This window comes from Roseospira goensis, from assembly GCF_014197795.1.
Taxonomy (GTDB): Bacteria; Pseudomonadota; Alphaproteobacteria; order Rhodospirillales; family Rhodospirillaceae; genus Rhodospira; species Rhodospira goensis.
In genome coordinates, this window is record NZ_JACIGI010000005.1 from 97631 (window position 1) to 110035 (window position 12405).

Genomic DNA, 12405 nt, shown 5'->3' on the forward strand with positions numbered 1-12405 from the left:
GCGGGTCTCTCCTTTGGGAATGGGTGGGGGGGAGGTGTGGTCAGCCCGGCGTCGCCGGGCACAGGTCGGCCAGCGCCCTGTCGAAGGCGGCCGCCAGGTCCTCGGCCTCGATGCCGGCGAACTCGACGTCGTCGCGGGCCAGGAACGCGGCCACGCGGGCGCGGAGGGCCTCGGTGGTCGCCGGGCAGCCGGCCAGCGCCTGTTCCAGCCAGGCCACGCTGTCGGTCGGGCGCGGGTGCCAGTCGCCGTTGACGAGGGCGGCGGCGACGGTGCCGTCGCGGACCTTGAGGGCGGTCCAGATCAGGCCGCCGACGGCCTTGACCCGGCCGCGTCCCACGGCGGCCCCGGTCAGGTCGCCGAAGCGCCGCGCCTCGGTCTTGCCGTACAACCAGGCATCGGCGGTCAGGCGGGCGCGCAGGTCGGCGGCGTCGGCGCGCTCGGCGTCGGACAGCGGCTGACGTCGCAGGTCCGCGACCCCGAAGGCGTCCTCGGTGACCTCGCGGGTGAGGCGCTCCAGCTCGGCCTCGGTGAACGTCCGGCCCGCCTCGCGCTCCAGGCAGGTGGTGCGGCTCGCCATGTCCTTGTGCACCTTGTCCCGGGTCTTCTCCGGCGGCAGCGGGATGGCGCGGGCCGCCACCGCGGTGTCGACCGGTGTGACGTTGATGAGCACACGCAGGGTCATGACGCCGTCCTCGATCTTCAGCGAGGTCGGCATCAGCTTGCGGCCCTCGACCTCGACGTCGTTGAGGGGGCGGTAGCGCGCCGGCACGCCATAGCGCCGCCGCAGGGTCTCGGCCACCGCGCCCAGCACCTGGGGGAAGGCCGCCCGGGCGGTGTCCGGCACCCCGGGCAGGGCGGTGGGCAGATAGAAGCAGACGAAGATGGAGCCGGCGCCGGCGTAGATGGCGCCGCCGCCGTTGACCCGGCGGCGCACCTCGATGCCATGGGCGTCGCAGAACGCCAGGTCGAGCACCTGGGTGGGGTCCTCGTTGACGCCGATGGTGAGGCTGTCGCGGTCGAAGATGTTGAGATAGACGGTGGGCGGAACGCTGCCGCGCGCCACCGCCCGTTCGACGGCGGGCGAGACCGACACCGAGAAGTCGGTATAGGCGTTGCGATCCACCACCAGACGCCAGGGCAGGGGTGCGGTCATGACGGGGGCTCCTCCCGAAGGGCGAAGGGGCCGGGCGGGGTGCGGAGTCCCGGCGCGTGGGGGGTAGTCGGCGCTCAGCGCGCGTCCGCGATCGCCGGGCCGTCCGGCAGCGTGTCCACGGTCTCCAGGGCGTCCAGCGAGACCAGGGTTTGGCTCTTGAAGGCCCGCCGCACGGCCTCGGCGGTGGCGTCGTCCAGGGTGCCGGCCACGCTCAGGGTCAGGTGGTCGCGTCCGTCCACCGTGCGCACCGTCAGCCGATGACCACCGGTCACGCCGGGCACGCCGAGCAGCACGCTGCGCAGCTCCGACGGGTACAGCTTCACGCCCCTGGCCTTGACCATGCTGTCGGTGCGTCCGAACACCACCCGGGGCAGGTTCACCGTGCGGCCATGCAGCGGCGCGGTGTGGGTGAGCACCGTCAGGTCGCCGGTGCGGTAGCGCACCAGCGGCTGGGCCTCCTTGACCAGATGGGTCAGCACCAGTTCGCCGCGCGTGCCCGGCGGCAACGGGGTTGCGCTGTCGGGGTCGATCACCTCGGCATAGACCAACTCGTCGAACACATGGACGCCGGTGCCGCCGGGGACGGTGCGGGCCACCGGCAGCACCTCCGACAGCGAGAACGAGTCGATCAGCAGGGTGTCCGGCATCGCCGCGCGCACCGCCGCGTACAGGGGGCGGTTGCCGGTGAACGGCTCGCCGCCGGCGAAGAACACCCGCGGTGGCGGCATCCCGGCCTCGCGCAGGGTGAGCGCGAAGCTGGGGTTGCCGGCCAGCACCGTCACCCCGGCCTCGGCGCACAGGCCGGCGGTGCGCGCCGCCTCGCCGGGGCCGAGCGGCAGGCAGGTCACCCCGCAGGTCTCCATCTGGGTCTGGTAGAACAGGCCGGCGACGAACAGGTGGTAGCCGAAGGTGACGGCGCAGACGTCGCCGGGCCCGATCCCGCAGGCGTCCAGGTGGGTGCGGCAGGCCGCCGTCAGCGCCGCCAGATCGCCCGCGGTGTGCAGGATCGGCGCCAGCCCACCGCCCATGGGCGAGAAGTTCATGCGCACCGCGTGCGGGCAGGCGAAGGCGCCGAGTCCGGGCTTGCGCAGTTCCGCCAGCAGGTCCTCGCGGCGCATCAGCGGCACCGTGGCGGCGAAATCGGCGGCGTCGGTGACCCGCGCCGGCAGGCGCGGGCCATGGAACGGGTGCCCGCGCAGCCGCTCCAGCATGGCGTTGATGGCGTCGCGGGGAAAGGGGACGGCACCGGTCATTGGGGGGAGCCCTTTGAACGGGAGAACGGGACGGGGTGGTCAGGCGTCGGCGGCGGGCACGAACTTGGTCCCATAGCGCACCACGCCCTCCTGGTCGAACAGGCGACGCACCACGGCGCGCAGGGGCATGCCGATTTCCAGCGTCTCCGGGTCGGCGTCGGCGATCTGGGCGATCACGTGCGGCCCCTCGGTCAGCGCCACCACGCCGACGGTGAGGGGGCCGGTCATGGTCTGCTGGTCGTCGAACTCGGCGGGTGCCCCGCCGCCGGCGATGACCGTGTAGGTGTACAGGGTCCCGGTGCCCGATAGCGGCGCGGTATCGAAGGCGTCATCGCCGCAGCCCGGGCACTGGGGCCGCTGGGGGTAGACGAGCGCCGCGCAGGACCGGCAGCGCCCGGCCTCCAGGCGCAGGCGCTGTCCGGTGCCGGCCCCGAACATGGGCAGCGAGATGTAGGCGCTCATGCGGTGCCTCCCAGACGACTGGACAGCATGCGGCGGTGGCGCAGGTAGGCGACGTAGCCGATCTCTTCGCCGCCGTCGGCCAGGACGGCCACGGAGTCCGTGTCGGCGCGCCCGCTGGCCAGGCCCGGCCCCGCCGTCAGGTCCAGGGCCAGGGCGCCGGCCCCGAAGGCGACGGCCATCACCCGCTCGCCCGGCGCCGCCCGGTCGAGCGCGTCACACAGCGCCAGCGGGGCCAGGGCGGCGCCACAGTCCCCGATCCGCGCCCAGGGGGCGGACAGCGCCGGCGCGGAGAGACCGAACACACCCCCGGCGCGCCGCGCCGCCGCGGCGTCGCCGCCGACGGCCAGCCGATCCGGCGGCCCCCAGTCCGCGACCGCCGCGCGCAGGTCCGCCAGGGCCGGCGCCACGGTGTCGGTGCGCAGTTCCAGGTCGCGCAGGGTGGCCTCGCCGCGCCGGCGCAGCCGGGCGCCGAAGGTCTCCAGGGTCACCGCGGCGCAATGGCACAGGGTGGCGGCCGCGGTGTCCGGCCCCACCAGGAAGGCCGCCGCGCCGGCGCCGAGGGCATGCTCGTGCGGCACGTCGGCCGGCGCCGCCGGGGCATCGGCCGCGACCGCCAGGGCGGAGCGCCCCGGATGGGCGGCGCAGTACTCCCACGCCACCAGCAGGGCCTGGAGGCCGGCCTGGGGGCTGCCGCCGATCTCCACCACGCGCACGTCGCGCCGGGCGGTCAGCGCCGACAGCACGGTGGCGGCGGAGGGCTTCTCGTCGTAGGGCAGGCTGGTGGCGCCCAGAATCAGGGCGTCGAAAGGGGCGGGCGCGGCGCTGTGGGTCAGGGCGGCGCGGGCCGCCGCCACCGCCAGGGTGACGGCGTCCTCGTCGTAGGCGCAGACGGCCTTGCGCTCCAGGCCGCGCGCGGCGCAGGTGCCCCAGGCATCGCGATAGGCCGCGGCCGGCAGGCGCAGGCGCGGCAGGCGGGCCGCATAGGCGGACAGGCCGACGGGTGCTGCGGTCATGGTGCGTCCCCTCAGTCGGCGGCTTTCAGGATGTGCACGGCGACGCTGCCGCCGGAGCCGCCCACGTTGTGCGCCAGGCCGTAGCGCGGCGCGGCGATCTGACGGCTCGGCTCCCGGGCCGTGCCGCGCAACTGGTGCACCAGCTCGTAGATCTGGCCGGTGCCGGTGGCCCCGATGGGATGACCCTTGCCGATCAGGCCGCCGGAGACGTTGACCGGCCGGGGGCCGTCGCGGGCCGTCACGCCGTCCGCGACCAGCCGGCCGGCCTCGGCCTCGTCGCAGAACCCCAGGTCGGCGTAGGCCAGGATCTCGCCGATGGTGAAGCAGTCGTGCACCTCCGCCAGGTCGATGTCCGCCGGGCCGAGGCCGGCCTGGGCGTAGGCCTGACAGGCCGCCTTGCGCGCCGCCGGCAGGCGGGTGAGGGAGGGGCGGTCGTGGATGGCGACGAAATCGGTGCCGGCGCCGCTGCCGACCACCTCGACGGGGGTGTCGGTGAAGGCGCGGGCGGTCTCCCAGTCGCACAGCAGCACCATCGAGGCCCCGTCGGTGATGCCGCAGGCGTCCGCCAGGCAGAACGGGTCCGCCAGCATCGGCATGGCCAGGGCCTGATCGAGGGTGATGGCCTTGCGCACCTGCGCCGTCGGATTGGCAACCGCGTTGGCGCGGTTCTTGACCCCGACGGCGGTGATCTGGGCCTTGGTGGTGCCGTGCTCGTGCATGTGGCGGCGGGCCATCATGGCGTAGATGCCGGGGAAGTTGGTGCCGGCCAGGCGCTCCCACTCGACGTCGCCGGAGACGCCGAGCCAGGACCGGGTCCGCTCCCGCGGCAGGTCGGACATCTTCTCGATGCCGCCGGCGGCGGCGATGCGGGCCGCCCCCGAGGCCACGGCGAGGTAGGCATCGCGGAAGGCGAAGCCGGACGAGGCGCAGGCGCTCTCGACGTGGCGGCCGGACACGCCGGTCATGCCCGCCGACTCCAGCATCAGCGGGGCGAAGTTGCCGAGCTGGGAGCCGCCGGTGGACAGGCTGCCGATATAGGCCTCGTCGACCGCCCCGGGATCGAGTCCGCCCGGGACGTCGGCGAAGGCGGCGCGGGCGGCCTCCGCGAACAGGGATTTCAGGGTGCGTTCGGGGCTCAGGCCGTAGCTGGTCTGGCCGACACCGATGACCGCGACACGCCGCATGCAGAACCCCATTTCACTAAGCAGAACGAGGAGCCTCAGAATGGAATCACAATGCCCGAAATGCGCGCTCCGTGGCAAGCCCTGTGCGCAACGGACATCGGCGGGTGCCCCTCCGCGTGGTCGCGGTCGGGATGGACGGGCGTAGCCCCCGCGCCGGAAACGGTTCGATCGACGTTTGAATTCCGTCTGGCAAAATGCAATTCTGCAAAAGGCGGCGGCGACGCCTCGATCGCGGGCGCCCGACCGCGTCCCTCCCCCCCTGGCGTCCGACCGGAGGACCGCATACCCATGGACACCGCCCTCGTCCGGTCCCTGACCGAGACCGTCCATCGCGTCGTGACCGAACGGCTCATGCCCGCCGAACAGACGGTGGTCGAGACCGACCGCATCCCCGACGACATCCGCGCGCTGCTGCAGGAGATGGGCCTGTTCGGCATGTCGGTGCCGGAGGCCTACGGCGGACTCGGCCTGCCCCTGGAGGCGGAGGCCGAAATCCTGTTCGCGTTATGCCGGGCCTCGGTGGCGTTCCGCTCCATGCTGGGGACCAACAACGGGATCGGCTCGCAGGGCATCGTCATCGACGGCACCGAGTCGCAGAAGCGGGCCTACCTGCCCGCCATCGCCGCCGGTGACCTGATCGCCGCCTTCTGCCTGACCGAACCCGACGTCGGCTCGGATGCGGCGGCGCTGCGCACCGTGGCGCGCCGGGACGGTGGCGACTACCTGCTGCGCGGCACCAAGCGTTACATCACCAACGCGCCCGAAGCCGGGCTGCTGACCGTGATGGCGCGCAGCGAGCCCGACCGGCCGGGGGCCGACGGCATCTCGGCGTTCCTGGTCGAGGCCGGCCGGCCCGGCCTCAGCATCGGGCCGTGCGATCGCAAGATGGGCCAGCGCGGCGCCCATACGGCCGACGTCATCCTGGACGACGTGCGGGTGCCGGCCGAGGCCATCATCGGCGGCCCGGAGAAGGCCGGCCAGGGCTTCCGGACCGCCATGAAGGTGCTGGACCGCGGCCGCATCCACCTCGCGGCGGTGTGCGTCGGCGCCGCCCGGCGGCTGCTGGACGAGGCTCTGGGCTATGCCATGGAGCGGCGTCAGTTCGGCCAGCCGGTGGCCGCGTTCCAGCTCGTCCAGGCCATGCTGGCGGACAGCCAGGCGGAGCTGTACGCCGCGCGCTGCATGACCCTGGACGCCGCGCGCCGCCACGACGCCGGCGCGCGCGTCTCCAAGGAGGCCGCCTGCGCCAAGATGTTCGCCAGCGAGATGGTCGGCCGCGTCGCCGACCGGGCGGTGCAGATCCACGGCGGCGCCGGCTACATGGCCGACACCCCGGTCGAGCGCCTGTACCGCGATGCCCGCCTGTTCCGCATCTACGAGGGCACCACCCAGATCCAGCAGCTTGTCATCGCCCGCGCCATGATCCGCGAGGCCGAGCAGGGGCTGGGCCTCTGAGCGGCCGGCGCGACAGACTCGGCACGACCGGCGGGCGGGCGACCTGGCGGCGGGTGTCGCGTCCTCAGGGTCCGCTGACGCGGCCGGCATACGGTGCCCGGGCGGGGGCGGCCCCGGGGGTGGTGTCGAACGGGTCGGTGGCGGCGGCGCGCCCGGCCTCGGCGTACTCGGCCGCCAGGCGGTCGACCAGCGCGGCCACGGTGGGGACATCGGTGATGCTCCCGACACCCTGGCCGGCGCCCCAGATCTCCGTCCACTGCTTGGGCCGCTTGCCGTGGTCGCCCACCGCCAGCGCGCCCGGCGGCGGCAGCGCGTCGGGATCGAGCCCGGCATTGGCGATCGAGCCGCGCAGATAGTTGCCGGCCACGCCGGTGAAGGCCGGGGTGTAGACCACATCGGCGGCGGCGGAGTCGACGATCATGCGCTTGTAGGCGTCGCCCGCCGCCGACTCCTGCGTGGCGATGAAGCGTGTCCCCATATAGGCCAGATCGGCACCCAGCATCCGGGCGGCGCGGATGGCGGCGCCGTCGCCGATGGCCCCGGCCAGGATCAGGGTGCCGTCGAACAGGGCGCGCACCTCGGGCAGCAGCGCGAACGGGCTCAGCGTGCCGGCATGGCCGCCGGCCCCCGCGGCGACCAGAATCAAGCCGTCGACCCCGGCGCGGATGGCGCGCCGGGCGTGGCGCAGCGTGGTGACATCGTGGAACACCAGCCCGCCGTAGCCGTGGATGGCGTCGACGATGGCGTCCGGCGCCCCGATCGAGGTGATGACGAAGGGCACGCGGTGGCGCACCACGGTCGCCAGGTCGGTCTCCAGGCGTGGATTGGTGCGGTGGACGATCAGGTTGACCCCAAACGGCGCCGCCCCGGGGGTGGCGTCGAGGGCGGTCCGGATCTCGGTCAGCCAGGGGTCCAGGGTTTCCGCCGGACGGGCGTTGAGGGCCGGGAACGCCCCGGCGATGCCGGCCCGGCACTGCGCGATCACCAGCGCCGGCCGCGAGACCAGGAACATCGGGGCGCCGACGACCGGCAGGCGCAGGCTGTGGCGGAACGACTCCGGAAGCGCCATGGGACCTCCTGGGGACGGGGGCACGGGCGGGACGGTTCGTGTTATGACATAGCCCGCATGCGACCACAACGGTGACTGTTTCGCTAAGCGGATTGTATTTCCGCAAAGCGCATGGCAGGCTCCGCCCGCCGTCTCCACCGCTGCCTTCAGGGAGAGCCCGCGCCATGACCGCGTCCCTCGCCGATCCCGCCCGCCCCGTCGCCATCGTCGGCGCCGGCACGATGGGGCGCGGCATCGCCCAGATCGCCGCCGCCGCCGGCACGCCGGTGCTGTTGTACGATGTGGCCCCGGAGGTGGTGTCGGCGGCGCGGGCCTTCGTGGCCGCGCGCTTCGCCAGCGCCGCGACCAAGGGCCGCATGACGCCGGCGGACGCCGAGGCCGCGACCGATCGACTCCACGCCGCCCCCAGCCTGGAGGCACTGGCGCCGGCGGCGGTGGTGATCGAGGCGGCCGCCGAGCGCCTGGAGGTGAAGACAGCGCTGTTCACGGACCTAGAGGGCATCCTGGCGGATGACGCCATCCTGGCCACCAACACCTCGTCGCTGTCGGTGACGGCCATTGCCGCGGGGTGTCGGCGGCCGGAGCGGGTGGCGGGCCTGCACTTCTTCAACCCGGTGCCACTGATGACGGTGGTCGAGGTGATCCGGGGCAGCCGCACCGCGCCGGCGGTCACCGACGCCCTGGCGCGGCTGGCCGAAGCTTGGGGTCACACGGCGGTGCATGTCCTCGACACCCCCGGCTTCCTGGTCAACCACGCCGGGCGCGGGCTGTACACCGAGGGGCTGCGGGTGGTGCAGGAGGGTGTCGCCGACCCGGTCACCGTGGATCGCATCCTGCGCGACTGCGCCGGGTTCCGCATGGGACCGTTCGAACTGCTCGACCTGACCGGGATCGACGTGTCGTTTCCCGTGATGGAGCAGATCTACCGCCAGTTCTTCGACGAACCGCGCTTTCGGCCGACGCCGCTCGCCGCACAGCAGGTCGCGGCCGGCCTGTACGGCCGCAAGACCGGCCAGGGTTTCTATCGCTATCACGACGGCACCCGCGAGACCCCGGCCGAGCCGTCGGCCCCGCCATTGCGTCAGGTGCCGCTGTGGGTGAGCCCGGCCGTGCCCCGGTTCGCGGCTCCGCTGCGGGCAACCCTGGCCGGGGCCGATGTTCCGCTCGACGACGGCGACGTGCCCGGCCCGGACAGCGTCTGCCTGGTCACACCGGTGGGGACCGATGCCACCGCCGAGGCGGTGCGCCAGGGGGTGCCGGCGGCGCGCACGGTCGCGGTCGATATGGCCTTCGCCACCCCGGCCCGCCTCACCATGATGACCACGCCGGCGACCACCGCGGCCGCCCGCGACGCCGCGCACGCCGCCCTCGCGGCCAGCGGCGCGGCGGTGTCGGTGATCGCCGACAGCCCCGGCTTCGTGGCCCAGCGGGTGGTGGCGACCATCGTCAACATCGCCTGCGACATCGCGCAGCAGGGCATCGCCGCCCCGGGCGATATCGACCGGGCGGTGCGCCTGGGACTCGGGTATCCCCGGGGTCCGTTGGAGATGGGCGACGACCTGGGACCGGCGACCGTACTGGCCATCCTCGAGGCGATCCGCGCTCTGACCGGGGATCCGCGCTACCGCCCCAGCCCGTGGCTGCGTCGCCGCGCCGCGCTCGGACTGGCGCTGACAGCCCCGGCCGTGGCCGACTGATACGGACCACAACGCGGCCCCTACGCCCGCCGCGGCGCCGGCTCGGGCGCCCCGGGCGCCGCGGGCGGTATGCCAGGCCGCTTCCGTCGTCCCGCGGAACGCCATGGCGAAGGGGGGACGGGGCCGCTACCCTGGACCACCGGTCGTCGGGACCGGCCGCCGGAGCCGCATGCAGCCGGGCGGGTGAGGACGGCGCCTCCTCCCGCGCCATCGTTTGACCGGGCGGGCTCGGCCGCAGGGACCGCAGACGCGCATCACCAGGGATCGGTATGGACGAACACGAGAGACGGAAAGCCAAGACCGCCCCCCGCGCCCGCAAGACGGGCGCCAAGTCCCGCTCCCCTGAGACCCCGACACCCGCGGCCGCCCCGGACGGGGACGGCGCCGCCGGGGCTGCGTCGCGCTCCACCGTGCCCTTGCTCTACGAGGACGGTGACCTGGGGGCGCGGCACGCCAGCGACCGCAAGTTCGTCTGGGCGCTGGCGCGCGGCCTGGAGATCCTGCGGGCGTTCCGGCCCGGCCAGGGACCGCTGGGCAACAGCGAACTGGCCGAGATCACCGGGCTGCCCAAGGCCACGGTCTCGCGGCTGACCTACACCCTGACCGAGCTGGGCTATCTCACCTTCATCAAGCGGCTGGGCAAATACGAGCCGGCGCCGTCCATCCTGGCGCTGGGCTATCCCGTGCTGTCCAACATGCGGGTGCGCCAGATCGCGCACGACTACATGCAGCAACTCGCCAATCACGCCAACGCGTCGGTGGCGCTGGCCAGCCGCGACCGCCTCAGCATGATCTACGTGGACGAGTGCAGTTCGAGCGCCCTGACCACGCTGCGGCTCGACATCGGCAGCCGGGTTCCCATCGCCACCACGGCGCTGGGGCGGGCGTTTCTGGCCGGCCTCAACGAGGCCGAACGCGACGTGATCCTGTTCCATCTCCAGCGCGTGCACGGCGCCGACTGGCCCGAGCTGGACGGGCGTATCAAGGACGCCATCGCCGAGGTGGAAGACCGCGGCTTCTGCTACGTCGATCACGAGTGGAAGCGCGACGTACGCGGGGTCGGCGTGCCCCTGCTGTCGGCGGACGGCAGCACGGTGATGGCGATGAACTGCGCCGGCCCGGCCTTCGCGCTGGAGCCGGCGCGGCTGCAACAGGACCTGGGGCCGCGCCTGGTGCACCTGTGCCGCAGCATCGGCCCGATGATCGGGCGCTGAACCGGCTCCCGCCACGCCCGCGTCACGGGGCCGCCCCGAGCGGGTCGGCGGCCACCCGGTGACCGGGGCCGACGTCCATGAAGTACTGCGGCGGCGGGGCGTAGTCCAGCGGCCGCACCGGGCTGGGGATCTCGCCGTCCAGCTTGCGGAAATGGTCGCGCCGGTTGCGCGGGTCGGGCAGCGGCACCGCCTGCAACAGCTTCTGCGTATAGGCATGGCGCGGGGTGTCGAAGACATCGCGGCGACGGCCGATCTCGACGATGCGGCCCATGTACATGACGGCGACGCGGTGGCTGATCTGCTCCACCACCGCCATGTCGTGGGAGATGAACAGGTAGGACAGACCCAACTCGTCCTGAAGCTCCTGCATCAGGTCGAGGACCTGGGCCTGCACCGAGACGTCGAGCGCGGAGACCGACTCGTCGGCCACGATCACCCGGGGCGACAGGCCCAGCGCGCGGGCGATGCACACCCGCTGGCGCTGACCGCCGGAGAACTCGTGGGGGTAGCGGTGGCGCTGCTCCGGTTCCAGCCGGACGCGGCGGAACAGCTCGGCCACCCGGTCGTCCAACTCGCGGCCCGAGGCCAGGCCATGGATCACCAGCGGCTCGGCCACCAGCTCGCCCACCGTCATGCGCGGGTCGAGCGAGGCGTAGGGGTCCTGGAACACCATCTGGATATGCCGCCGCACCGGGCGCATGGCGCGCCGGCTCAGGCCGTGGGTGGCGGTGCCGTCGATGACGATTTCGCCCTGCCACGGGATCAGGTTCATCAGCGCCTTGCCGGTGGTGGACTTGCCGCAGCCGCTCTCGCCCACGATCGCCAGGGTCTCGCCCGGGGTCAGGTCGAAGGACACGCCCTCGACCGCGTGCACGCGGTTGACCACCCGTTGCAGCAGGCCGCCGGTGATGTCGAAGCGCACCGTGAGGTCGCGCACCCGCACGACCGGGGCGGGCTCGGCGGGTGGGGCGGCCGGGGCGGCCTCCGCCGGCCGGCCCGGCTGGCCGCGCGCCGGGCCGTCGCGGCCGGCGTTGGCGCCCAGGCGCGGCACCGCGGCCAGCAGGTCGCGGGTGTAGGCGGCCTGCGGGCGCTCGAAGATGTCCAGCACCGGGCCGCTCTCCACCACCCGGCCCTGGTTCATGACGATGACGCGGTCGGCCATCTCCGCCACGACGCCCATGTCGTGGGTGATGAGGATGATGGCGGTGTTCGAGTCGCGCCGCAGGTCGCGCATCAACTCCAGGATCTGGGCCTGGATGGTGACGTCGAGTGCCGTCGTGGGCTCGTCGGCGATCAGCACCTTGGGGCCGCAGGCCATCGCCATGGCGATCATCACGCGCTGGCGCATGCCGCCGGACAGCTCGTGGGGGTACTGCGTCAGGCGCCGGGCCGCCTCGGGGATGCGTACCGCTTCCAGCGCCTGGATGGCGCGGGTGCGGGCCTCCGCCCGGCCCAAGGGGCGATGGGCCTCGATCGCCTCGGTGATCTGGCGGCCGATGGTCAGCACCGGGTTCAGCGAGGTCATCGGTTCCTGGAAGATCATCGAGATCTCGGCGCCGCGCAGGGCGCGCATCTGACGCTCGCCCAGGCCGACCAGCTCGCGCCCGTCCAGCGTGACCGAGCCGCCGACCACCCGCGCCATCGGCTGGGGCAGCAGGCCCATGATGGACAGCGAGGTCATCGACTTGCCGCTGCCGCTCTCGCCGGCGATGCACAGCACCTCGCCGGGGTGCAGGTCGAGGTCCAGGCCGTCGACCACGATCTTCGGGCCGCGCGGTGTGGCCACCTGCGTGCGCAGGCCCCGCACCGTCAGCACCGGCGCCGCCGCCGTGTCGTTGTCCTGTTGCCGCTCGCTGGTCATGGCCCCGTCCGACGGTTGCAGGAGAAGAGAACGAGAATGCGGAA

General features: G+C 73.5%; 10 protein-coding genes. 3 read left to right on the plus strand and 7 right to left on the minus strand.

Annotation, left to right across the window (positions count from 1 at the left end):
* Positions 1-40: 40 nt before the first annotated feature.
* From GGD88_RS04440 to GGD88_RS04460, 5 genes are all read right to left on the minus strand, one after another.
* Positions 41-1153 (minus strand): lipoate--protein ligase family protein, encoded by a 1113-nt coding sequence (locus tag GGD88_RS04440; RefSeq protein WP_184432134.1) that lies wholly within the window; start codon positions 1151-1153, stop codon positions 41-43.
* A gap of 74 nt (positions 1154-1227) precedes the next feature.
* Positions 1228-2406 (minus strand): phenylacetate--CoA ligase family protein, encoded by a 1179-nt coding sequence (locus GGD88_RS04445; protein WP_184432136.1) that lies wholly within the window; start codon positions 2404-2406, stop codon positions 1228-1230.
* 39 nt (positions 2407-2445) lie between these two features.
* Positions 2446-2868 (minus strand): Zn-ribbon domain-containing OB-fold protein, encoded by a 423-nt coding sequence (locus GGD88_RS04450; protein WP_184432138.1) that lies wholly within the window; start codon positions 2866-2868, stop codon positions 2446-2448.
* On the minus strand, positions 2865-3881 hold the full coding sequence (locus GGD88_RS04455) for a hypothetical protein (protein WP_184432140.1): 1017 nt from the start codon (positions 3879-3881) through the stop codon (positions 2865-2867). Before GGD88_RS04455 ends, GGD88_RS04450 begins: the two co-directional genes overlap by 4 nt.
* An 11-nt stretch (positions 3882-3892) precedes the next feature.
* The gene (locus GGD88_RS04460; protein WP_184432142.1) at positions 3893-5065 is read right to left on the minus strand and encodes a thiolase C-terminal domain-containing protein; all 1173 of its coding nucleotides are present in this window, start codon (positions 5063-5065) and stop codon (positions 3893-3895) included.
* A gap of 288 nt (positions 5066-5353) precedes the next feature.
* On the opposite strand from GGD88_RS04460, the gene GGD88_RS04465 reads away from it, so the two are divergent.
* Complete coding sequence (locus GGD88_RS04465; protein ID WP_184432144.1) at positions 5354-6520, plus strand: acyl-CoA dehydrogenase family protein; 1167 nt, start codon at positions 5354-5356, stop codon at positions 6518-6520.
* Between the two features lie 64 nt (positions 6521-6584).
* On the opposite strand, the gene GGD88_RS04470 is transcribed toward GGD88_RS04465, so the two are convergent.
* The gene (locus GGD88_RS04470; RefSeq protein WP_184432146.1) at positions 6585-7589 is read right to left on the minus strand and encodes an NAD(P)H-dependent flavin oxidoreductase; all 1005 of its coding nucleotides are present in this window, start codon (positions 7587-7589) and stop codon (positions 6585-6587) included.
* Between the two features lie 164 nt (positions 7590-7753).
* Here GGD88_RS04470 and GGD88_RS04475 point away from each other — a divergent pair, with 164 nt between their 5' ends.
* Together GGD88_RS04475 and GGD88_RS04480 are read left to right on the plus strand one after the other, a co-directional pair.
* Positions 7754-9286 carry a 3-hydroxyacyl-CoA dehydrogenase gene (locus GGD88_RS04475; RefSeq protein ID WP_184432148.1) on the plus strand — a complete coding sequence of 511 codons (1533 nt, stop codon included), beginning with the start codon at positions 7754-7756 and terminating at the stop codon, positions 9284-9286.
* A gap of 269 nt (positions 9287-9555) precedes the next feature.
* Entirely contained in the window at positions 9556-10500 is a 945-nt protein-coding gene (locus GGD88_RS04480) for an IclR family transcriptional regulator (RefSeq protein WP_184432150.1), read from the plus strand.
* A 22-nt stretch (positions 10501-10522) separates the two neighbouring features.
* On the opposite strand, the gene GGD88_RS04485 is transcribed toward GGD88_RS04480, so the two are convergent.
* The gene (locus tag GGD88_RS04485) at positions 10523-12361 is read right to left on the minus strand and encodes an ABC transporter ATP-binding protein (protein ID WP_184432152.1); all 1839 of its coding nucleotides are present in this window, start codon (positions 12359-12361) and stop codon (positions 10523-10525) included.
* Between the last annotated feature and the right edge of the window lie 44 nt (positions 12362-12405).